This window comes from Saccharothrix espanaensis DSM 44229, assembly GCF_000328705.1.
GTDB classification, from domain to species: domain Bacteria; phylum Actinomycetota; class Actinomycetes; order Mycobacteriales; family Pseudonocardiaceae; genus Actinosynnema; species Actinosynnema espanaense.
The window spans coordinates 2,345,172-2,367,113 of sequence record NC_019673.1; the positions used below are offsets into that span (position 1 = coordinate 2,345,172).

Below are 21,942 nucleotides of genomic sequence, written 5' to 3' on the forward strand. Positions count from 1 at the left end.
TCCTACTGCCTCAAGAACAGCTTGTGCCACGGCTCGACCGTCGGCAAGATGCCGGCATCGGTGATCCGGTATTGTGCAGGGTGGGGCGCTTCGGGGAGGGTCGTTGCACAAGCGTGTCGTGATGGTCGTTTCGGGGGCGTTATTCGCGCTGTTGGCGCTGGTGGCGACCGTGGTCACCGATCTGTACGACCGGGAGTACCCGCAGGCCATCGGGGTCGCTGAGCGAATCGGGTTGGATTTCGGCTCGTCGCGATTCGGTGACGTCGAGGCATTCGACCGGTTGGCGGAACTGGACGCCGATCTCGGGCTCGGGCTGGTCAAGATCGCGCCGGACCTGACCGGGGGCGGTGCGGTGGACCGGAAGGTGTTCGTGGCCTTCACGCCGGGGGCGCTGCCCGGGGAGTTCCGGTGGTTCGGCGGCGGTGTCGCGGAGGTCGTCGGGCGGGAGCGGCTGGCCAACTCCTACGCCTCCGGGTCCTACCTGGTGACCAGGCCCGGCGCGCGGGTCGACGCCTTCGCGGGCGCGTTGACCGAGGCCGGGGTCAAGGTCCAGGTGCGGGTGGCCTCGGTCGCCGAGTCGGTGGACTTCGTGCTGGGGGAGGGCAGCTTCCTCGCCGCCCTGCTCGCCGCGTTCGCGCTGATCGTGGCGCTGGCGCTGTTCTGGCTGTCGATGAAGGCACGCGGGCGGGCGCTGCGGGTGCTGGCCGGCAGCCCGGTGTGGCGCATCCAGGTGCAGGACCTCGCCGGGTTCGTGGGCGGCCTGCTGGTCTCGGGCGCGGTGGTGCTGGTCGCGGCGGGTCTCTACGTCGGCCTGGCGCACGACTGGCTCTACGTCGGGCCGTTCGTCCGGGTGCTGCTCGGCCTCCAGCTCGCGGTGATCGGCGCGGCGATGGCCGCGGTGCTCCTCATGTCCGCGTCGGCGTGGCCCAGCGCCCGAATGCTCGCCACCCGCCAGCCGGCGGTGCGCAGCCTGCGCACGGCGGTCGTGGTCGTCCAAGCGGCGACGTTCCTCCTGGTGGTCTCCTCCGCGGGCCCCGCGTGGACCGCCTACCGGCAGGCGTCCGCCACCGCCGCCGAGACGGCGATGTGGCAGCGGCTCTCCGACCAGGTCGGGATCACGTTCGGGGTGTCGGAGCGGGAAATGGTCGCGGTCGAGCCCCGGATCGGTGATCTGGTGGGGGACGCGGAGGAGCGGGACGCCCTCGCGTTCTCGTACACGTTCGGCGAGCAGAACCGGCTGCCCGGTCTCACCGACTACCCGGCGGCCTCCCTGGTCAACCAGCGCTGGCTCGACCTGGTGACCGAAGGCGCGCCGCGGCCCGCACTGGAGCCCGTGCCGCGCGAGGAGGCCCTGCGCAACGGCAGCGGCCTGGCGGCGAACCTGGAGTTGTGGTCGCGCGACCGGCTACCGGGCGAGCAGGTGCTCGGTGGGTTCGAGTTCTTCCGGCCGGTGACCGACTACCGGTTGCCCGTCGCGACGGCCGGCGGCGGTGGTCAACTTGATTTCCTCGATGACGTCCTCGTCGTCGTCGTGCCTTCGGTGCGCAGCGCTTTCAACGACTCGAACCTCACGTCGATGATGTCGACCCGCAACGTCGTGCTGACCGGCGTCGGTGGCACCCAGGAACTGATGAAGCGGCACGGGCTGGACCTGAAGTCGTTGCGCGACAGAGACGTCAAGGGCGTGCTGCGGGTCGTCTACATCGCCGAGGACGGCCTCCTGCTCGCCCAGTTCACCGCCTACGTCACCTGGCTGCTGAACCTCTCCCTGGTGGCGCTGGTCGTCGCGTTCGCCGTCGCCGCCGGGATCAGCGCGCTGATCACCGCCCTGCTGCACGCCAAGCGCGACTTCCCGCTGCGGGTGGCCGGCCGGTCGTGGGCGCAGATCCTGCGCGGCCGGGTGGCCCGGGAGTTGCTCGCCGGCGTGGGTCTCGTCGTGATCTCCCTGCTGTTCCAGCAACCCGGGGCGATGGGCGCGGTCCTCGTGGTCGCCGCGTTCGGGCTGCTCGCCGTTGCGCTGAGCCACCTCTTCGCCGCCCGCTGGTGCTTCGCCGGCGTCGGCCGGCGCCGGATCTGATCGGAGTTCTCCAGATGTTGGTCGAGGCCGAAGACGTGTCCGTGTCGATCGGCGGCCGAGCCGTGCTCGACGGTGAGACGGTCCGCTGCGCGCCCGGGACCATGACGGCCCTGGTGGGGCCCAGCGGTTCGGGCAAGACCACGCTCCTGCACTGCCTGGGCCTGCTGCTGCCGGTCGACCGCGGGCGGATCGTGGTCGGCGGCGACGACGTCACCGGGTACGGGGCGGGGGCGCGGCGGCGGTTCTGGCGCGACCACGCGGCGTTCGTGCTCCAAGACTACGGGATCATGGACGAGGAGTCGGTGGCGTTCAACGTCACCATGCGGTCCGGCCTGTTCGGCCGGCGGGTCACCGGTGACCTGGAGCGGCTGGCCGCGGTGCTGGAGCAGACCGGGCTGGGCGGGCGGCAGGAGGAGGCGGCGAGCCACCTCAGCGGCGGGGAGAAGCAGCGGCTCGCGCTCGCCCGCGCCATCTACAAGCAGGCCGGGGTGGTGTTCGTCGACGAGCCGACCGCCTCGCTCGACGCGGTGAACCGGCGCAAGGTGATCGACCTGTTCGCGGGCTTCGCCGCCGACGGGCGCACGGTGATCGTGTCCACCCACGACGCGGAGATGATCGAGGCGTGCGGCTCCCGGTACGAGATCGGCTCCGCGCGCGCCGTCGCCGCCTGATGTTGTCGTCCCAGTGCAGGAGGGTTTCGCTGTGCAGCCGGTTCACAAGATCATCATCGGTGCGGTCGCGGTGCTCGTGGTGGCGGGAGGCGTGACGTTCGCGTTGACGGGCTTCGGTTCGTCCTCGAACGACACGCACCCGCCGTGCGACACGTTGCCCACCGCCGCCGAGGTGTCCAACAAGCTGGAGAGCAATCGAAAGCTCGCCGACGACATTCGCGCGGTCGGCGACGGCGTCTCGGTCGAAGTGGGCCGGCCGTGCGACGGGGACCGGGCGCTGGTGCAGGTCGCCTACGACTCGGCGGACCAGCGTGACGCGGTGCGGCGGGTGCTGTCGGACGGGACCGGGTTCGGGGTGCCGGTGCACCTGGTGCGGCGGTAGGCGCGGGTGGCGAAGTCCTGCTCAGACGAACCAGTCCGCGCCCTTCGACCAGTGGCCGACCCAGCCGGCGAAGCCTGATTCCCCCGTGGTGGTGCCGAACTCCGCGCCGAACGGGAGCGCGCCCTCGCCGGTGACGTACCAGAGGTGGCCGCGGTGCGGTCCGGTCACGACGAGGTGCCAGTTCATGCCGCAGCCGTCGGTGCCGAGCACGACCGACCCGTGGTGGAAGACCTGCTCCAGCAGCGGCTCGACCCCGTCCTCCGGGCGGGGGCCTCGTCCCACGACCACGTGGCGGTGAGCGGGAACGGGCGGTCGAGCGCGCGTTCCGAACGGTCCGCGCCCCAGTCGCGGGGGAGGTCCGCCAACGCCACCAGCCCGTACTCGGGCGGCCCGGCGGGAGCGCCGTCGGCGATCTCCGCGACGAACGTCCGGTAGGGCTCCGGGAGTACGATCCCGTGCTTCGCCTCGAACGCGTGCACGGCGTCCCAGCCCAGGGGCGCGGTGCCCTTCCCGTCGAAGGTGTCGCGGAGGAAGGCGATCTCGTCCATGGCGCCATCTTGCATCAGCGCGTTCGCGCCACCGCACTTGCACCGCGGCCCGGCACCCGAGGGCGTCAGGCCGCGGTGTCGGCTCACGTCAGCGGCGACCCTCCAAGGACGCCGTGGGCGTCGTGGTGGGGGTGGTCGTGGTGGTCGGATCGTCGTCGTTGTCATCGTCGTCGTTGCCGTCGTCGTTGCCGTCGCAGTTCAACTCGTCGACGAGGTCCTCCAGCTCCGGGTGGTCGAGGAGGTCGAGGTCCTCCAGGACGTCGCAGATCAGCTCGGAGACGTAGTCCTGCTGAAGGTCGGACGGGTCGGGGTTGATCGGCGCGGCGGCGGCCGGGCCCGCGAACGTGGCCAGACCCAGGGCGGTACCGATCAGCGCGGCGGCGATGCGGTGGTTCACAACTCCTCCAAAGTGGTCGTTCGGACCGTGGAGGAGTTCCCGCGCGGACGGCGTTCAGCCGTCGAACGCTCCTACGTCACTCATCCGTGTGATCTGCTGGAGCGACACTGCACAGTGGAGGGACGGTTCGGGTGAGGTACGTGAGCGTGGAGCCGTTGCAGGATCAGTACGGGTACCACCTGGACCCGCGGACGTACCTGGCCGTGCTCCCGCAGCTCGCCGGTGATCTTCCCGCCGGTTCGGCGGCGTTCGCGGCGGACCCCGGGCACTACGACTTCCACGGGCCACGTTGCGTCAAGGACCTGGGCTGGGGCTCGGCCACACTTGTCGACGGGCAGGGCGTGATCGCCCTCGATCTCGTCCTCACCCCGAACGAGTGGAAGCACGAGACCGGCCTGCGCCTCCGCTACCTGAACGTGCGGTCCTTCCACGTGGACGTCGAAGAATCGGGTGGCACGCTTCCCCGTTTGGGTGCTCTTCAACTGGACGAGATCCTCCCGCACGCGGCAGGGGTATCCCACGAGATTGCCTTTACGTGCGGCTCGGTCCTCGTCGTCGCCGCCGACCTCGTGGCGACCTGGGGCTGAACGACGCGGGCACGTACCCGGTCGCCTGGCGGGATTGCCGGCCGGAGCGGGTGATCGCCGACGGGGGCACCACCCGCGCCGGCACCGGGGTCACCGGGGGACTGGGGTTTCGGAGGGGGTTCGGACCAGTTTGTCCACGGCGAACAGGCCGATCACCGAGACCGCCGCCGTGACGCCCAGGACCCAGCGGACGCCGATGATGTCGGCCAAGGCGCCGGCGCCGAGCATCGTGGTCAGCAGGACCGCCGAGTACACGGCGCCGGACGTGCCCACCACGCGGCCCCGCACCGAGTCCGGCACGCTGAGCAGCAGCCAGGTCTGCGTGCCCACCCACGAGATCGTGAACGGCAGGCCGGACAGGCAGAACGTGATCAGCGCCATCGGGGTCGACGGCCAGAGCACCAGCACGACGATCAGCGCGTTCGCGATCGCCGCGCCCAGCACCACCGGCAGGCGGTAGCCGAGGCGGCGGATCGTGAGGCCGACGATCGGGCCCGCGATGATGGCGGTCACCGCGAACGAGCTGTTCGCCAGGCCCATCTCGCCCGACGACGCGCCGATCACGCCCAGCATCAGCACCGGGAACAGCGCGGACAGCGGGCCTTCCTTGACGGCGTCGAGGAGCTGGAGCAGCACCAGGCCGCGCGCGCGGGCGTTGGTGCGCATGATCGTCCGGAACCCGTGCCCGGCCGGCTCGTCGGCACCGCCGTCCGGGTCCCGGCCGCCGCCGTCGCGCGGCAGCAGGACGCTGAGCAGGAACGACACCGCCATCAGCACGGACATGCCGAGCACCGTCCAGCGGAACCCCGCCCACGCGATGACGAAACCGCCCAGGGCGGGCGCCACGAGCCGGGTCGCGTTGGACGCCAGCGAGTTGAGCCCGTTGGCCTCGGGCAGGTCCCGGCCGGGCACGTAGGACGCGATGAGGACCTGTTCGGCCGGACCGTAGAACTGCTGCACGGTCGCCTGGAGGAAGACGACGGCGATCAGGCCCGGCACCGACTCGGCCACGCCGAACAGGCCGACCAGCAGCGCGGCGCGGGCCAGCAGGGCGGACCGCACGATGCGCAGCCGGTCGAAGCGGTCCGCGACCGCGCCCGCCACCGCGCCGAACGCGATCCCGGCGACCGTCCCGGTGGCGGCCAGCACGCTGGTCAGCAGCGCCGACTCGGTGAACAGGAAGATGTGGACGGCGAGCGCGATGCCCAGCGACCACCCGACCATCGACGACACCAGGTTGACGATCCACAGCAGCCGGAAGCGGCTGTTGGCGCGGAGCAGCTTCACGCCCTGGTCCCGGCCATGGCGCGGGCGACCTCGTGCAGGCTCTCGGCGTTGACGAAGTCGTCCATCCGGACCGGGTAGCCCAGGTCGCGCAGCCGGCCGATCAGCGCCAGCACGGCCATCGAGTCCAGCCCGAGGTCGAAGATGTCGAGGTGCGGCCGGTCCAGCGGCCGGCCGACCACCACCTCGTACTCCCGTCCCAGATCAGCGAGTGCGCTGTCCACCGTTGCTCCCTTCACGGACGTGGGCCTCCAGGGCCGGGTAGTCGGTCTTGCCTGAGGCGGTCAGCGGCAGGCGGTCCACCGCGACCAGCCGGAACGCGAAGTCCTCCATGGCCGAGCCGTCCCGGACGAACTGCCGGACGGCGCGGGTCAGCGGCGCGGTCCCCGGCTCGCGCGGCACGCACACCACGACGACGCGGGAGATCGACGGGTCGTCGGCGTCGAGCACCACGGCGCAGTCCTGGATCGCCGGGTGGCCGCGCACGACGGTCTCCAAGCCGTCCAGCTCGACGCGGACGCCGTTGAGCTTGACCTGGCGGTCCGACCGGCCGACCACGGACAGCACGCCGGGCGCGACCTCGACGGCGAGGTCTCCGGTGTCGTAGCTCGGTCCCAGGCCGTCGATCGACGTGAAGCCGCCGGACCCGGCGGCGGCGCCGATGTAGCCGTCGGCGACCTGGATCCCGGAGATCACCAGCAAGCCCTGGCCGGTGTCGTCCGACGGGCGCACGGTCAGCGTGCAGTTCGCCGCGCCGCCGCCGATCGGCACCGGGTCCCACGCCTGGCCGGCGTCGAACGTCCAGTGGCTGACGTCGATCGCGCACTCGGTCGGCCCGTACATGTTCACGATGCGGGCGTTGGGCGCGAGTTCTTGCAGGCGCGCCGCGGTGTCCCGGTCGAGCACCTCGCCGCTGAGGGCGACCAGGCGCAGGCTCGGCACCGGCCGCACGTTCGGGTCGCGCATCGCCGAACGTGCGACCGACGGCACGAAGTGGCAGACCGTCACGCGGTCGTCGTGCAGCACGCGCCACAGCGACGACCAACCGCCCTCGTCCCGCACGTCGAGGACTGACGTGCGGGCGTTGTGCAGCCGTGGCCACAGGAACTCCCACACGGACACGTCGAAGCCGCACGACGTCTTGGACAGCACGGTGTCGTCGGGGCCGAGCGCGTGGACGTCCTGCATCCACGCGAGCCGGTTGCGCAACGCGGGCCACGACGTCTGCACGCCCTTGGGCGCGCCCGTGGTGCCGCTGGTGTACATCACGTAGACCGCCGGCGCGGGCGTGACGTCCAAGCCCGCGACGACGTCGGGGTCCGGGACGGCGTTGAGGTCGGGGACGGCGTCGGGCCGGAGTCGGTCGAACGGCAATGACCGCACGCCGGGTGCACCGGCCTCGATCATCAGCGCCACTTCGGCGTCCGCGCTGACGTACCCGGTCCGCTCGGCCGACCAGGCGACGTCGAACGGCACGTACGTGCACGCCGCGACGACGATGCCGAGGACCGCGATGTGCTGCTCGACGCCGGGCGCGAGCCGGACGCCGACGCGGGAGGCCGCCGGGACCAACTCGCGCAGCTTCACCGCCGCGGCACCGACGGCCGCCGCTAGTTCGGCGTTGGTCAACGCCCGCCGGCCGTCGTGGATCGCCGGCTCGTGCGGTGCCGACGCCGCGGCGGCGCACAACGCGGTCCACAGGGCCGAAGCGCAGGATCGGGGCTCAGCCATGCCGTACTCGCACTGCGCGGTTCGCGATGCCGCGCACGGCGGCGCGGTAGGCGGCGACGGCGGTCGGCTCGTCCGCGAACCGGCCGTCGGAGTAGAGCTGGAGGTCGATCCGGTTGGTCGCCTCCTCGCTGCGGTTGAAGCTCGCCTCGAACGGGAAGTCGGTGCGCGACCAGTCCGACACCTGTTCGAACGTGTCGATCCCCATCCGCTCGGCGGCACCGGCGACGCTGTGGAAGCTGTTGAACACGAACAAGGACTGCGGTGCGACGCCACGGCCGAACTCGCGCACGAGGTGCGCCAGCGGCACCCGTCCGCGCGCCGTCACCTGCATCACCTCCCGGTGCACGTCGGCCGGCGCGGCGACGGCGTCGACCGGTTCGGCGCGCCGGGGCAGCGGCACGACGTTGAGGAACATCCCCCGGGCGTCGACCCCGTCCTCCACGGCCAAGCGGGTGTTGACCGTCATGCCGGTGAGGGTGCCGGCGGCACCGGGAATGCGGTGCAGCGCGGTCAGGTGGACCGTGAGCAGCACGGTCTTGAGCCCGACGCCCGAAGCGCGCGCGAGGTCGAGCAGCGCCTCGCACTCGCTGCCGGAGATCGTCAGCGACGTGTGCCAGGCGGCGCTGACCGTCGTGCCGTGCCGAAGGCTCCCCGTCGCGTCGGTCGTCCACGGCGCGAGCTGCTCGCGCCACCAGTCCAGGTCGCTGCCCGACCGCACCACGCACCGCTGCTGGGCGCTGTGGAACCGCAGGCGGAACGACGGGGGCGGCGGAACGACGGGACCGCCGTTGCCGAGCGCGGCGACGTAGGTGTCGAAGTACTCGATGAAGTTGAGGTGGGTGCTCCAGCCGTCCGCGATCGCGTGCGGCTCGGTGATCGTCAACGTGATCCGGTGGTCGGTGAGCACGTGGACGGTGAACCGCGTGAGCGGGGCGTCGCGCAGCGACAACGTCCGGGCGTTCTCGGCGGCGGCGAACCGGTCGAGTTCGGCGGTCCGCCCCGGTTCGTCGAGCCGGCGCAGGTCGTGCACGGTGACCAGCGGCTCGGGCGGCTCGGCGAACACGATCTGCATGGGCACGGAATACGTGTCGAGGTCGAGCGCCGAGCGGAACATCTCGTGCCGCGCGGCCAGCGCCTCGCCGCACGCGACGAACAGCCCCAGGTCGACCGCCGGCACGGAAAGCCGGGACATGGCGACGTTGTGGTACGGCGGCACGCCGGCCGCGCCCTTCCGCCGCCGCGCGTTGCCCATCACCAGCTGGGTCGCCATCGCGACCTGCTGGCCGGTCATCGGGAACGCGTCCACCGCGCCCGCCGGGACCAGCGCGCGGTCGGCCGGGTCGAGCAGGCCGAACGCCGGCACGCCGGTCCAGTGGTCGTCCGGCACGGTGGCCGGGTCGGCGACGTCGCCGGCCCAGCCCGGTGCCGTGCCCGCGAGGCCGTTCACGGCAGGTCCGCGGTGTGGCCGGCCCGCTCGGCGATCGCGTGCAGCCGGTCGTCCACCAGCACGTCGCGCAACGTGATCCGGACGCCCCGGCGGCACGCGAGCGCGACGAAGCGCACGCAGGTGATCGAGTCGCCGCCGACCGCGAAGAACCGGCTGTCGCGCTCCGGCGGGTCGATCGCCAGCAGTTCCTCCCAGATCTGCCCGATGACCTGCTCTGCCGCTGTCCGGTCTGCTGCCGTGCGGTCTGCGGCGCCCGACCCGCCGGCGTCCGTCGCGTGGTGGCCTTCCTCTGGCATGGCTAGTGCTCCCAGTCTCTGTGTCGTCGGTGGCTGCGGGTCGGGTGTGCGGGTGTGCGGGTGTGCGGGTGTGCGGGTGCGCGGTTCAGCGCACGATGAGGTGGTCCTCCAGCACGAGGGCGTCGACGTCGCTGTCGAGGAACGTGCGCACGGCGTCGGCGGGGGAGCACACGATCGGCTCGCCCCGGACGTTGAACGAGGTGTTGAGCACGACCGGTGTGCCCGTCAGCCGGCGGAACTCGTCGATGATCCGCCAGTAGCGTTCGTTGTCGGCCCGCCGCACGACCTGGATGCGCGCGGAGCCGTCGACGTGCGTGACACCGCCGAGCCGTTCGCGCCAGTGCGGGTGCACGTCGACCGTTTCGACCATCCACAGGAAGTCGGCGGGGTCGTCCACGACGAAGCACTCGCGAGTGTGCTCCTCCAGCACGGCGGGCGCCAGCGGCCGGAACTCCTCGCGGAGCTTGACCATCGAGTTGATCCGGTCGCGCATCTCGGTGGTGCTCGGGTCGGCCAGGATGCTCCGGTTGCCCAGCGCGCGCGGGCCGTACTCCATGCGCCCCTGGAACAGCGCGACGACCTTGCCGTCCGCGAGCAGCCGCGCGGTTTCGGTGGCCAACGCGTCCGCGTCGAGCTTGCGCACCTGCGCGTCGATGCCCTTCAGCGCGGCCTCGACCTCGTGGTTGTCGTACGACGGGCCGAGGTAGGGCGGACCCAGCCGGGGCCGTGGCTTCGCGGCGGGCCGCTGCCCGACGTGCGCGGGCAGGCCGGGGTCGCTGCGGTGCAGCACGGCCAGCGCCGCGCCGAGCGCGGTGCCGTCGTCGCCGGCGGCCGGCTGCACGAACTGGTGGCGGTAGAGCCCGCTCTCCCGGATGACCTTGTTGAGCACGCAGTTGAGCGCCACGCCGCCGGCCAGGCACAGCACGTCGGCGCGCGGTGATTCCCGTTCGGCGCCGAGGAAGCCGAGGATCGTGCGCTGCGCGGACTCCTGCAACGCGGCGGCGAGGTCGAGGTGGTGCTGCTCGATCGGGCTGCCCGGTCGCCGGGCCGGGCCCAGCACCTCGGCGAGGTGGTCCAGCGACCGCGCGTAGGTCGCGCGCTCCTGCGGGGTGTGGTTGAGGTAGGTGAACGGGGTGGCGTACTGGCCGTCGTCGTGCGCCTGCACGATCTCGGCCAGCGCGTCGCGCAGCGGGGCCGGGTCGCCGTACGGCGCGAGGCCCATCACCTTGTACTCGTCCATGTTCATCCAGAACCCGAGGTGCAGGGTGATCAGCCCGTAGGCGAGCCCGACCGAGTGCAGGCCCTTCACCTGGGACAGCAGCTCGATGCCCCCGTCACCGGCCCGGTAGAGCGACGTGCTCTCGAACTCGCCGATGCCGTCCGCGACGAGGACGTCCGCCTCGGCGAACCCCGAGCAGTAGAACGCGCTCGCGGCGTGCGCGAGGTGGTGCGCCACCGGCACGACCTCCAGCGCCGAGTCCCACGTGTCACGCGGGTGCTCGGCGAACAGCTCGCGCTTGAGCACCTCCGGCGAGTACACCTCGTCGTACTCGTCCGCGGTGCCCTGGGCGGCGAAGAACCGCTGGTACGGCGTGAAGTCGAAGTTGTGCGCCACGTACGCCACGTCGCGGGGCTTGATGCCGGCCTCGGCGAGCACGAAGTCGATCGCCTGGCGGGGGAACCTCCCGGTCCCCTTCCACCGGGCGAAGCGCTCCTCGGCGGCCGCGGCGACGATGCCGTCCTCGGTCACCAGGGCGGCCGCGGCGTCCGCGCCCTGCGCCAGCCGGTAGTGCCGCTCCTCCAACCCCGGGAAGGTCCTGCGCATGCGCGCCTCGCTCTGCCCGAGGCCGCTGATTCCCAGTACGTACACGACATCTCCTTGAGATCTGCGGTCGTTGACCCTCAGCAAGTGGTGGCCCTCGTCAGGCGGTCTTCGGCACCTGGTCGCCGACGAGGTCCCACAGCACCCGGGCGTGGCGGTCGACCACGTCGTCGAACTCCGCGGCCAGCCGGTCGATCGACGAGTGGTCGCCCAGGCTCTCGGCGGCCAGCGCCGCGTAACCCAGGCTGCGGCAGTAGCGGACGACCGGCCGGTACTCGCGCACGGCGTCGGCCGCGGCGTCACGGTCGTCGGAGAGCATCAACTCGATGCGCGACAACATGAGCAGCGAGTGCTCGTAGAGGACGCGCGAGGACCGGAGGTCGTACTCCCGCTCGGCGTGGCGGCTCGCCGTCATCTCGTCGGCGAAGCACCGCCACGCCGAGAGCCCGTACTCGCGCTCCCACGGCTCGCGCAGCGCGCGCAGCGGGGAGGTGGGGTTCTCCGAACGCAGGTAGGCGCGGATCTCCTGTGCCACGAAGGCTTTGTCGAACTCGTAGGTGCTCTCCGGCAGGAACCGGTAGAGCACGAACTGCCGGCACGGGCTGTCCAGCTCGCGGTGGATGGCGAACGCCGAGTCCAGCGCCCGCGCCGGGATGGTCACCGAGCGGAACGCCGGCGTGTCGTCGTAGCCCAGCACGTCGACCGTGCCCGCGTCGGGGTCGTACCCGTGCACGAGCAGGTCGTGCGAGAAACGCTTGCGGCCGTGGGAGAACCGGTTCGGGATGTCGTGCTCGTCCACGTTCAGGTACAGGTACCGGCCGTCCGCGAGCTGCCGGGCGACGAAGTCGGTCAGCCGCGAGCCCAGCAGGTCGTGCATCAGCTCGGAGTCCGTCCGCAAGGTCTCCAGGTGCGGGTTGATCGCGTAGTCGAACAGGTAGAAGCACAGCGGGACCGGCGACTGCGGGCGCGTGTCGTACGCCAGGTGGATGAAGTTGGTCAGCGTCCACTCGACCTTCGACGGGTCGTTCGCCGCGATGATCGACGTCGGGAACGCGTAGAAGTGGTAGGCGCGCGTGGTCACGTCCTCTTTCACCGGCAGCCGCACGCGGCCGGTGGTCGACGGCCCGGCCGTCCTGCCCGGGTGCGCCACGTCAGGCCCGCACCGGGTCGGTCATCGCGACCGCGATGCGCCGGTCGCCCTCGAACGGCTCACGGCCGTGCGCCATGCGCATGTTGTCGACCACCAGGACGTCACCGCGCCGGTAGTCGAACCGCGACGACGCGCGCCGGTAGCGGTCCCGGAGGTGCTCGCACACGTCGTCGGGGATCGTGCCGCCGTCGCCGTACCGGGTGTCGTTGGGCAGGCCGTCCGCGCCGAACATCCGGTGCATCACCTCGAACGCCGCCGGCGGCAGGGTGCTCGGGTGGAAGAACGCGATGTGGTTGAACCACAACGACTCGTCGGTGTCCGGGTGCCGGTGGAACGCGCTGCGCCCGGCCCTGGTCTGCAACACCCCGTCGGGCCGCCAGGTGGGCACGATCCCGGTCGACGCGCAGTAGCGCTCCACGGCCGCCCGGTCCGTCGTGCCGTAGACCTCGGTCCACGGCAGGCCGAAGCCCGGCTGGTAGGTCCGCACGTGCAGCCACCCGCGAGCGCGGAACTCCTCGCGCACCGCCGGGTCGATGGTCCGGGTGACCTCGCGGATGTCGGCCAACGGGGTCGCGCCGCCGCTGCCCGCCGGGAGGTCGCAGTAGAAGTACAGCCACCGGGGCCAGCTCGACTGGTAGGAGTTCTCGTTGTGGAAGAAGATCTCCTTGTCCTTCGCGTACTCGGTCGAGGTGTAGACGCGCTCGCCGAGCGCCCGGCGCGGTGACGACCGCTCCGAGTACTCCAGCCGCTCCCCGCCGACCGCGGTGACGACGCGGGCGAAGTCGTCCGTGCCGTCGACGTCGAAACCGCGCAGCAGCACGGCTCCCGCGTCCGCGAGCGACGCGCGCAGTTCGCGTGCCACCTCCTCGGGCAGCGGGGTCCGCACGTCGTGGGGGAGGTCCGCCGGGGTGAGGGTCCTCGGCATGGTCATCACCGGCTCTCCGGGTCCGTGGACGGCAGCGCGACCGCGAGCTTGCCGCGCTCGGTCGTCGCGATGTCGTGGCTGATGGCGATCTCGGCGGGCAGCGCGTACACCGGGAACAGCTCCCGGAGGTGGCCCCGCAACGCTTTCGGGGTGATGGCGGGGTCCGTGACGACGACGTGCGCTGTCAGGCCGTCGTCGACCTGGCCGACCGCGGCGTTGAGCACGCCGGGGAAGGTGGCCAGGCGCGTTTCGAGGGCGGCGAGGTTGACGCGGAAGCCGTTGACCTTGACCTCGCGCCCGATCCGCCCGTGGTAGGTGAACAGGCCGTCCGGTGCCAGGGAGACGTGGTCGCCGCTCGGGTAGCGCCGCCGGCCGCCGCGCGCCGCGAACGGCACGAGTTCGCCGCGGCCGTCGCCGCCGCCGCCGTCGTTCCGGCAGACCAGGTAGCCGGTCGCCACCTGATCGCCTTCGATGACCAGCTCGCCGTGCGTCGGGCCGTGGTCGGTGGGCAGCGGCCCCAGGCTCAGCACGACACCGGGCGGCGCGGTGCCGATCGGCACGTCGTCGCCGGCGAAGTCGCCGGGCACGGTGAACCGGCAGCAGCCCACCGCGGCCTCGGACGGGCCGTACTCGTTGACGATCTCCGCCTCGGGGAACCCGGCCCGCCACCGCGCGACGGCCTGGCCGCGCACCGCCTCCCCACCGACCACGAGCACCGGGGCGCTCGACCGCACCCCGAGGTCGGCCATCATCCGGCAGACGATGTCGAGCTGGCTGGGCGTGAGCTTCACGAAGCTCGCGCCGTCGAACGGACCCGGTTGCCTCGCCACGTCCAGCGGCCACCGGATCGGGTCGAGCACGACCAGCCGGCGGCCGGAGACCAGCGGACCCAGCAGGCTCGTCACCGTCAGGTCGAAGCCCAGCGAGGTGAACAGCGGCGCGCCGTAGCCCCGCTCCGCCCGGTACTCGGCCATCGACCACGACAGGTACGCCTCGACCGCCGAATCCGGCACCACGACACCCTTGGGGGCACCGCTCGTGCCGGACGTCGCGATCACGTACGCGGTGCCCTCCGGCACGCTCTCCGTGACGAGCGCACCGCCGCCCACCAGGACGCCCGCCAGGACGTCCGCCGAGTCCAGCCAACGCACACCGTGCCCGGAGTGCCGCCGCTCGCCCAGCACGACCGACGCCCCGCACACCCTGGCGAAGGCGGCCACGGCCGCGTCCGGCGTGCGCGAGTCGATCGGGGCGTAGGCGGCGCCCGTCAACAGCACGGCCACGATCTGGGTCACCGTCGTGCCGCACGCCGTCCCCTGGACGGGCACGACCGTGCCGGGGCCGACGCCCTGCCCGCGCAACGCGTCCGCGAGCCGTGACGCGTCGTCGAGCAGGGTCGCGTAGGACGTGGTCGCCCCCGCCTCCTCGATCGCCACGCCGCGCCCGTCGCGGATCCGTGCGACGAGGTCGCGCTCAGCCGCCATGACCGCTCCCGGCCGTTGCGTGGTCGACCGCACGGCCGATCGCGACGAGCAGGCGGCGCTCGCCGGTGTACGGGTTGCGGGCGTGCGCGCGGCGGAGGTTGTCGAGCAGCATCACGCGGCCCTCGGTCCAGCCGACGACCTCTTCGAGCCGGTCGCACGTGGTAAGCAGCTCGACCACGTCCTCGTCGGGGATCGGGCTGCCGTCGCCGAACGTGCACGTCTTCGGGAACTCCCCAGGCGGCATCAGCGCGGCCATCGCCTCGTGCACGTCCTCATCCAGCGCGCGCGGGTGCCAGTGCAGCACCTGGGCGACGAACGAACGCCGCCCGCCCGGCAGGGTGATCACGGCGGCACGGCGCTGCCACGTGGTGAGCACGCGGCCGTCGTCGGACCACTCCCACCGCGCGCCGTCGCGCTCACACCGGCGTTCGACGGCCTGGCGGTCGGTCGTGCCGTACACGGTCGGCCAGTCGAGGCCGAGGTCCGTGCCCAGCCGCCGCACGTAGGTCACGCCCAGTTCCTCGAACCGGCCGCGCACGGCGGGGGTCAGCTCCTCGTACACCGCCGTCATGTCGACGGTCGGCGTCTCGCCCCGGTCCGCCGCGCGCTGGCAGCCGAACGCGATCCGCCGGGGCCACTCGGTGGCGAACGTGTTCTCGTTGTGCCACAGCAGCTTGCGCTTGCTGGAGTACTCGACGGGCCGGTTCACGGTGCCGGTCGGGTCGTCGCCGACCAGCGGGTGCTCGGGGTTGTCGCGGGACAGCGGCCCGCAGGCGAGCTCGGCCAGGACCTGGAAGTTCGCCACGTCCGTCAGCCCGGGGCCGTCGAGCACCACCCCGCCGTCCCGGTCGAGGCACGACTCCACCTCGTCCCCGTGCGCCGACCACCAGCCGCCGACCTCGCGGTCGACCTCCAGATGCCTCATGCTTCCTCGTCTCCTTGCCGGCTGCCGTGCGCCGCCGTGTCGAGAGCGGTGAGCAGGCGGCGGCCCAGCCGCGCCGGCTCGTCCAGGCCGAACAGGTCTTGTCGTGCGGTGACCGTCAGGCGCACCCGGGAGCCCTCCGAGGTGACCCCCACCGCGAGGTCGTTGCGCGCCACCGGAAGGGCGATGTCGACCGGCGACAGCACGCCGCCCTCGCGGTCGGGTCGTGGTGCGCGCAGGTAGAACTTGCAGGCCCGGGTGTCGGGTCGCGGGGTCTCGCGCTCCGGGGGCAGGCCGGTGGTCAACGCCCGCGCGGCCAGGCCCGCCACGTCGGCCAGCACCCGGCGGGCGGCCTCCGGTCCGGGCACGCCCAGGTCGACCTCGCGGAGCCGGCGCTGGGTCTGGAAGTACCCGATGCGGTCGCGCGCGCCGTCGTCCACCGCGCGCAGGTCGACGTCGATGTACGGGGTGACCGCCTGACCGGACCACGCCGCGACGCCCGTCGCGAGGTGCCCGACGACCCAGGCGAACGGGGTCAGCGCGTTCTCCCGGGCCCGCCGCCGCGCGCGGTCCCACGTCTGGTCACCGAGAACAACCATCCACTGTGGATCAGTCGTCGTGTCGTCCGGTCCGCCCTCGCGGGACCGGACGACCGTGACCGGCGGGTCGTCGAGCGGGCCGGTGCCGGTCGGCTCCCCGGCCAGTTCACGCGCGAGCGCGTCCCAGAACAGCTCTTCGGACCGCCCGTCCCACACCACGTGGTGCGCGACGCCGAAGACGTGGTCGACGGCACCGGACCGGTCGACGCGGACCGCGAGCCGCAGCACCGGCCCGGTGACCGCCGACAGCGGTTCCCGCGCCAGCGCGCCCACCACGTCGGACGGCCGGTGCTCCGGCCCGAACACCGGCACGCCCACCGCCGGGCCCGCGTCGGGTGTCTTGACCAACCGGCCGTCCGCGTCGACGGCGAAGGTCGAGCGGCACTCCGGGTGCCGGTCGAGCACCCGGACGAGCGCGCGGGCGAACGGTCCGGGCGCGGGCCCGCCGGCGACCCGTGCGGCGAACGCGCACAGCAACCGCCGGACCGGCGTCCCGGCCTGTTCCTCGTACCACAGGCCGAACTCCTCGCGGGTGGCCTCGGTCGCGACGGTCGACACGGCTACTCCCCGGTCCGACCGATGCAGTCGGCGACGGTCCGGAAGGTGGGGTTCTCGAAGATCTCCACCAGCGGCAGCTCCACCTGGAACCGCGCGCCCAGCGCCCGGACGAACTGGATGAACACGAACGAGTCGACATCGCCCCGGAAGAGGTTCTCGTCCGGCGCGGGCACCAGGTCGGGGTCCGGCGCCACCCCGCGCCAGCACTGCTCGACCTGCTCCAGCACGGTGTCGCGGGCCATCAGAGCGCCCCCTGACCGGCCAGGTCGCGGTCCACCGGCCGGGTCACCACGTCGCGGATGAACCCGGCGGTGCGCACGATGTCGTCGCTGAGCACGCGGTCCTCGGCCAAGTGCCCGACGACCTCGCGGTAGGCGTGGTGCAGGGCGCGGCAGCGGGCCGACAGCACCAGGTCCTCGCGCAGGTCGACCGCCTGGCACGCGGTGAGCCACTCGATCGCGAGCACGGTCTCCAGGTTGTCCACGATCCGGCGCAGCTTGAGCACCGACGTGCCGCCCATGCTCACGTGGTCCTCCTGCAACTGGCAGGTCGGGATGGAGTCGACGCTCGCCGGGTGGCACAGCGTCTTCATCTCGTTGACCAGCGCGGCCGACGTGTACTGCACGATCATCAGCCCCGAGTTGACGCCGGGGTCGGCGGTCAGGAAGTCCGGCAGCCCGCGCCGCCCGGACAGCAGCTGGTAGGTGCGGCGCTCCGAGATCGACCCCAGCTCGCTGACCGCGATCGCCAGCAGGTCGGCCGAGATGGCCACCGACTCGCCGTGCAGGTTGCCGCCGAACAGCGCGATCTCGTCGTCGGGGAAGAACAGCGGGTTGTCCGCGACGGTGTCCACCTCGTTGAGGATCGAGCTGCGGGCGAACGAGATGTGCTCGCGCGCCGCCCCGTGCACCTGCGGGATGCACCGGAACGAGTACGGGTCCTGCATGGACGGCACCGCCGTCGGCAGCGACGCGTGGTTGCCGTCGAGCGTGTGCTCCCGCAGCGACTCGGCGACGACCCGTCGCCACGCGTTGCCCGAACGCCGGTGGTAGCGCTCGTGGAAGAACCGGTCGGCGCAGCTGAACGCCTGAAGGCTCATCGCGGCCACCAGGTCGGCGGTCTCGGCCAGCGCGACGATCCGGCCCAGCTCCACCACGGCGACCGAGGTGATGTACTGGGTGCCGTTGGTCAGCGCCAGGCCGTCCTTGGCGGTGAGCCGCAACGACGGCCAGCCCAGCTCGCGCAGCACGTCGGCCGAGTCGCGGACCTCGCCGCCGTACTCGACCGAACCCCGGCCGATCAGCGGCAGCGAGAGGTGGGCCAGCGGCGAGAGGTCGCCGCTCGCGCCGACCGTGCCGCGCTCGGGCACGACCGGGTGCACGCCGTGGTTGAGCATGTCGACCAGCCGGTCGGCGACGGCGAGCGACACCCCGGTCTGGCCCGTCCGGAACGTCAGCAGCTTGATCAGCAGCATCATCCGGACCACCGCCGGCGGCGAGGCGTCCCCGACGCCGCACGCGTGCGACAGGATGTGCCGCAACTGCAACTCGTGCTCGTCACCGGCGCGCACCCGCACGTCGGCGAGCGCGCCGAAGCCGGTGTTCACGCCGTACACCAGGTCGGTCCCGGTCGAGAGCCCCTCGACCCAGTCCGACGTGCGGGCGATCGCGGCCCGGCTCTGCTCGGAGAGCCGCACCTCGACCCCCGGTTCGGTGGCCCGGAGCAGATCGGCGAGGTCCCACCGGTCGTCGGGCTCGATCACGTACGTGGCCACTGGCACTCCTGTCTCACCGAGGACTGCGTGGTCTCGGCCGTCAGCGCGCGGAATTCGGTCGTGGTGCGCCGGGCCAGCGCCGGGGAGACCCGGCTGAGCACCCGGCAGTCGAGGTGGCCGCCGTCGGCCACCACGTAGAAGGCGAACGGGTTGCGCGGCGGCGAGCCGGGCACCCGGATCGGCGTGGTCGCGCCGCTCGGGTCGGGCGCGGCGTCGTGTTCGAGGACGACGACCGCGTCACCCACCGGGGCCAGCCCCTGGTCGGGGCGGGCCGCGCCGAACCCGGGAGCGGCGTGCGCCGCGCCGACCGCGTCGAGCAGGTCCGCGGCGACGGCCCTGCGGCGCTCGGCACGGCCTTCCGGCGTCGTGCGGGCGACCACGATCGGCACGTCGACCACGTAGTTGCCGACCGCGCGGGCCTGCCCCGGGGTGCGCAGCGACACCGGTGTCTCCACGACGACCGCGTCCGTGTCCAGCGTCCGCAGCAGCGCCTCGGCCACGAACTCGACGAGGACGGCGGGCAGCGGGAGTTCCTCGCGTTCGGCGACGGTGTGCGCCGCCGACACCGCGAGCGTCTCGAAGCCGGGCTCGGGGTGCCGCTGCGCGGCGCGCAGAGCGGGGGAGCGGGGTGTCGCCCGCAACCGGTCGCGGACCTGCCGCCAGTGACCGGACGCGTCGACCCGGCCGGTGGTCGGGACGCTCGCCACCTCGGTCGGAGCCGCCGCGATGCCGTCGACCAGGCGGCGGCGCAGATCGGCGAGCAGCGTCGCCAGCCCGACCCCGTCGCACACGATGTGGTGCACGACAAGGCACACGGCGACATCCGGCGAGTCGGACGAGCGGACGACCACGGCGCGCACGAGCTGGTCGCCGGCGATGTCGAACGGCCGGTAGAACTCGGCGCGGACCTCGGGGCGCTCGCAGTCGTCCACGGGACCGGTCAGCACGACGGTCCGCACCTGCGCCGGACGGGGCGGTCGGATCGTGCGCGTGGGGCGGCCGTGATCGTCGCCGTAGTTGAGCCGCAGCTGCGGTGTGTCGTGGACGAGCCGGTCGAGGGCGGCGGTGATCTCGTCGTCCGACAGCGGTTCGGCTGTCCGGAAGCCCGCGACCACGTTGGCCGAGCCGTCGTGCGGGAACAGCTGGGTCCACGCCCAGATCGGCCGTTCCGCCGCTGTCAGACCGGGTTCCACGGCGGCGGTGTCGGCCGGACCGGCCGGGCGGGCCTCCGCGCGCCGCCCGTCGATCACCTGCGCGAGCGCCGCCACGCGCGGGTGCCGGAGCACGTCGTGCAGCGTGACGTCCACGCCGAACCGGCGCGCCAGCCCGTCGTTGAGGTCCAGCGCCAGCAGGGAATGCCCACCCAGCCCGAAGAAGTTGGCCCCCGGTGGGGGCACCGCCACCCCGAGGACCCGCGCGAACTCCTCGGCGACGCCCGCCTCGGTGCTCGTGGCCGCCGCGGCGGCCTGCGCGGATGTTCCGGCGGTGCCGGTCGCGTGGTGGGTGGCGGTGCGGCGCACCAGTTCGCGGTAGTCGACCTTGCCCGAGTGCAGGCGTGGCAACGAATCGACCGGCATGATCTGCTCCGGCACGCTCGCGGCGGCGAGGTGCCCGGAGACGTCGGCCCGCACGTCGTCCTCGGTCCGGCCCGGCTCGTCCACCACGACCCACACCCGCAGCGCGGCCGTGCCGCCCGGGGTCTCGTCGGCGAGGGCCGCGGCGTCGACCACGTACGGGATCGCGCGGAAGGCGCGCTCCACGTCGTCCAGGTCGATCTTCACCCCGCGCCGCTTGACCACCCGGTCGCGGCGGCCCCGGAGCCGGAGCAGCCCGCGCTCGTCCACGTAGCCGAGGTCTCCGGTGTGGAACGTCAGGACACCGTTGGCGTCCAACGGGAACGGCGTCCCGGTGTGCGCGCCGGCGACGCCGTAGCCGGGGCACAGGTGCGGCGACCGGATGACGATCTCGCCGGGACGGTCCGGTGACGCCGCGCCCGCGCCGTCCGGCGGCAGCACGTCGACCACCCGGCCGGGGATGGCCGTGCCGAGCGGGAGGTCCGGCAGGTCGAGGTCGGCGGCGGTGATCTCGTGCCACGTGGCCAGCACGCACTCGGTGGGGCCGAACTCGTTGTGCAGCCGGAGCCGGTCGCCGAGCGGCCCGGCGAGGTCGGCCACCGCGCGGGCCAGGGCGGGCTCGAACCGCTCGCCGCTGCACATCACGTGGGTCAGGTCGGGTGGCAGCCCGCGACCGTCCTCGACCGCCGCGGCGACCAGGGCGCGCAGGATCGACGGCGTGGTCTCGAAGTGGGTCACCCGCGAGGTGCGCAGCCACTCCAGCACGCTGCGCCCGCTGCGCCGTGCGTCGAGGCCGGCGACGACACCCACGGCACCGGCCGCCAGCGCGGCGAACACCTGACAGTGGTGGGCGTCGTAGGTCGGCGCGGCCCACACCGCGAGCCGGGAGTTCTCGTCCAGGGAGTACCGGTCGACGAACTGCCGGACGTACTGGTCGAACGCGGTCCTGGTCAGCTGCACCAGTTTGGGTGTGCCCGTGGTGCCCGAGGTGCGCACGGTGTAGGCGTGCTCGGAGATCTGCGGGACGGCAAGTCCACTTTGCACTGTCCCCAGTGGCGTAGTTCTCGTTGCTGTGGCGAGGAGTTCGTCACCGGTGACGATCGGTGGGCTGTCGATCACCCGGCCGCTGTCAGGGGACAGGTGGTCCTCCGACAGGTCGATCACCGCGCCGGAGCCGAACGCCTCGACGTGCGCGCGCCTGATCTCCGGCGCCTCCCCGGCGTCGACCACCGCGAACTCGTGGCCCGCGAGGTGCGCGGCGGCGATGGTCGACACGAGCCGCAGCGACTGCCGGCCGACGATGGTCACGCGCTCGACACCGGCCAGCGCGGGGTGGTCGAGCATGGCCCCGGCCAGCGCGGTCAGGTCCGCCGAGCGCACCGCCGCGCCGTGGCCGTCGGTGAACCGCACGACCCCGGGACGGTGGTCCGGGCGCTCGCGGACCGGCGTCGGGAGGCCGCCGGTGAGGTCACCGGGCATGGTCGTACCCGGCGGGCGTGGGTGTCGGGCGCATGACTCCTCAGACATTCCGAAATAGTCGGGTCGAGCGGTTTCGGGCAGCCACCGGACTCGTCTGCTCCATTCGGACCGTGCTTCGACGCAGTGCCCGGGACGGGCGCCGAGGTGCTCGCACACAATTATTCCCCGGCACCTCGCCTAGATTATGACCACGCGCGGAGCCGGAAGACCACCGGGCCCGGTCGAACCACCCGGT

21 protein-coding genes are annotated in these 21,942 nt (G+C 72.7%); 4 read left to right on the forward strand and 17 right to left on the reverse strand.

The annotated features are described in order from the left end of the window. Positions 1 to 103 precede the first annotated feature (103 nt). Genes BN6_RS10840 through BN6_RS10850 form a run of 3 tightly spaced genes read left to right on the forward strand, consistent with a single transcriptional unit; the run spans position 104 to position 3,130 of the window. Positions 104 to 2,077, forward strand: coding sequence for a hypothetical protein (locus tag BN6_RS10840; RefSeq protein ID WP_041312563.1), 1,974 nt, complete (start codon positions 104 to 106; stop codon positions 2,075 to 2,077). Between the two features lie 14 nt (positions 2,078 to 2,091). Beyond that, positions 2,092 to 2,748 carry an ABC transporter ATP-binding protein gene (locus BN6_RS10845; protein WP_015099662.1) on the forward strand — a complete coding sequence of 219 codons (657 nt, stop codon included), beginning with the start codon at positions 2,092 to 2,094 and terminating at the stop codon, positions 2,746 to 2,748. A gap of 31 nt (positions 2,749 to 2,779) precedes the next feature. Continuing rightward, the gene (locus BN6_RS10850; protein ID WP_015099663.1) at positions 2,780 to 3,130 is read left to right on the forward strand and encodes a hypothetical protein; all 351 of its coding nucleotides are present in this window, start codon (positions 2,780 to 2,782) and stop codon (positions 3,128 to 3,130) included. A gap of 21 nt (positions 3,131 to 3,151) precedes the next feature. On the opposite strand, the gene BN6_RS47720 is transcribed toward BN6_RS10850, so the two are convergent. From BN6_RS47720 to BN6_RS10860, 3 genes are all read right to left on the reverse strand, one after another. Beyond that, positions 3,152 to 3,316 carry a hypothetical protein gene (locus BN6_RS47720; RefSeq protein ID WP_197540256.1) on the reverse strand — a complete coding sequence of 55 codons (165 nt, stop codon included), beginning with the start codon at positions 3,314 to 3,316 and terminating at the stop codon, positions 3,152 to 3,154. After that, positions 3,313 to 3,678, reverse strand: coding sequence for an SMI1/KNR4 family protein (locus tag BN6_RS10855; RefSeq protein ID WP_197540257.1), 366 nt, complete (start codon positions 3,676 to 3,678; stop codon positions 3,313 to 3,315). Before BN6_RS10855 ends, BN6_RS47720 begins: the two co-directional genes overlap by 4 nt. Before the next feature lie 88 nt (positions 3,679 to 3,766). After that, positions 3,767 to 4,075 carry a hypothetical protein gene (locus tag BN6_RS10860; protein ID WP_015099666.1) on the reverse strand — a complete coding sequence of 103 codons (309 nt, stop codon included), beginning with the start codon at positions 4,073 to 4,075 and terminating at the stop codon, positions 3,767 to 3,769. 131 nt (positions 4,076 to 4,206) lie between these two features. On the opposite strand from BN6_RS10860, the gene BN6_RS10865 reads away from it, so the two are divergent. Next, a complete protein-coding gene (locus BN6_RS10865; RefSeq protein WP_015099667.1) occupies positions 4,207 to 4,662 on the forward strand; it encodes a hypothetical protein in 456 nt (151 codons plus the stop codon). A 90-nt stretch (positions 4,663 to 4,752) separates the two neighbouring features. Here BN6_RS10865 and BN6_RS10870 read toward each other — a convergent pair whose 3' ends face one another. The 14 genes from BN6_RS10870 to BN6_RS10935 all read right to left on the reverse strand — a co-directional run bounded on the left by BN6_RS10870 (position 4,753) and on the right by BN6_RS10935 (position 21,707). Then, the gene (locus BN6_RS10870; RefSeq protein ID WP_015099668.1) at positions 4,753 to 5,949 is read right to left on the reverse strand and encodes an MFS transporter; all 1,197 of its coding nucleotides are present in this window, start codon (positions 5,947 to 5,949) and stop codon (positions 4,753 to 4,755) included. Next, positions 5,946 to 6,170 carry an acyl carrier protein gene (locus BN6_RS10875; RefSeq protein ID WP_015099669.1) on the reverse strand — a complete coding sequence of 75 codons (225 nt, stop codon included), beginning with the start codon at positions 6,168 to 6,170 and terminating at the stop codon, positions 5,946 to 5,948. The genes BN6_RS10870 and BN6_RS10875 overlap by 4 nt, the downstream gene beginning before the upstream one ends. Then, positions 6,151 to 7,677 (reverse strand): AMP-binding protein, encoded by a 1,527-nt coding sequence (locus tag BN6_RS10880; protein WP_015099670.1) that lies wholly within the window; start codon positions 7,675 to 7,677, stop codon positions 6,151 to 6,153. Before BN6_RS10880 ends, BN6_RS10875 begins: the two co-directional genes overlap by 20 nt. Further along, on the reverse strand, positions 7,670 to 9,124 hold the full coding sequence (locus BN6_RS10885) for a condensation domain-containing protein (RefSeq protein ID WP_015099671.1): 1,455 nt from the start codon (positions 9,122 to 9,124) through the stop codon (positions 7,670 to 7,672). Before BN6_RS10885 ends, BN6_RS10880 begins: the two co-directional genes overlap by 8 nt. Further along, on the reverse strand, positions 9,121 to 9,420 hold the full coding sequence (locus tag BN6_RS10890) for a phosphopantetheine-binding protein (RefSeq protein ID WP_015099672.1): 300 nt from the start codon (positions 9,418 to 9,420) through the stop codon (positions 9,121 to 9,123). Before BN6_RS10890 ends, BN6_RS10885 begins: the two co-directional genes overlap by 4 nt. 85 nt (positions 9,421 to 9,505) lie before the next feature. Continuing rightward, positions 9,506 to 11,290 carry a carbamoyltransferase family protein gene (locus tag BN6_RS10895; RefSeq protein WP_015099673.1) on the reverse strand — a complete coding sequence of 595 codons (1,785 nt, stop codon included), beginning with the start codon at positions 11,288 to 11,290 and terminating at the stop codon, positions 9,506 to 9,508. 52 nt (positions 11,291 to 11,342) lie between these two features. After that, positions 11,343 to 12,347, reverse strand: a complete 1,005-nt coding sequence (locus BN6_RS10900; protein ID WP_148302826.1) for a hypothetical protein — start codon at positions 12,345 to 12,347, stop codon at positions 11,343 to 11,345. A gap of 46 nt (positions 12,348 to 12,393) precedes the next feature. After that, positions 12,394 to 13,317: a TauD/TfdA family dioxygenase gene (locus BN6_RS10905; RefSeq protein WP_148302827.1), complete on the reverse strand. Its 924-nt coding sequence runs from the start codon at positions 13,315 to 13,317 to the stop codon at positions 12,394 to 12,396. A gap of 5 nt (positions 13,318 to 13,322) precedes the next feature. Further along, positions 13,323 to 14,801 (reverse strand): AMP-binding protein, encoded by a 1,479-nt coding sequence (locus BN6_RS10910; protein ID WP_015099676.1) that lies wholly within the window; start codon positions 14,799 to 14,801, stop codon positions 13,323 to 13,325. Continuing rightward, positions 14,791 to 15,726 (reverse strand): TauD/TfdA family dioxygenase, encoded by a 936-nt coding sequence (locus BN6_RS10915; protein WP_015099677.1) that lies wholly within the window; start codon positions 15,724 to 15,726, stop codon positions 14,791 to 14,793. The genes BN6_RS10910 and BN6_RS10915 overlap by 11 nt, the downstream gene beginning before the upstream one ends. Then, a complete protein-coding gene (locus BN6_RS10920; protein WP_015099678.1) occupies positions 15,723 to 16,880 on the reverse strand; it encodes a condensation domain-containing protein in 1,158 nt (385 codons plus the stop codon). The genes BN6_RS10915 and BN6_RS10920 overlap by 4 nt, the downstream gene beginning before the upstream one ends. A 2-nt stretch (positions 16,881 to 16,882) precedes the next feature. Beyond that, a complete protein-coding gene (locus tag BN6_RS10925; RefSeq protein WP_015099679.1) occupies positions 16,883 to 17,122 on the reverse strand; it encodes an acyl carrier protein in 240 nt (79 codons plus the stop codon). Then, positions 17,122 to 18,654 carry an HAL/PAL/TAL family ammonia-lyase gene (locus BN6_RS10930; protein WP_015099680.1) on the reverse strand — a complete coding sequence of 511 codons (1,533 nt, stop codon included), beginning with the start codon at positions 18,652 to 18,654 and terminating at the stop codon, positions 17,122 to 17,124. The genes BN6_RS10925 and BN6_RS10930 overlap by 1 nt, the downstream gene beginning before the upstream one ends. After that, positions 18,639 to 21,707, reverse strand: a complete 3,069-nt coding sequence (locus tag BN6_RS10935) for an AMP-binding protein (protein ID WP_015099681.1) — start codon at positions 21,705 to 21,707, stop codon at positions 18,639 to 18,641. The genes BN6_RS10930 and BN6_RS10935 overlap by 16 nt, the downstream gene beginning before the upstream one ends. Positions 21,708 to 21,942 lie beyond the last annotated feature (235 nt).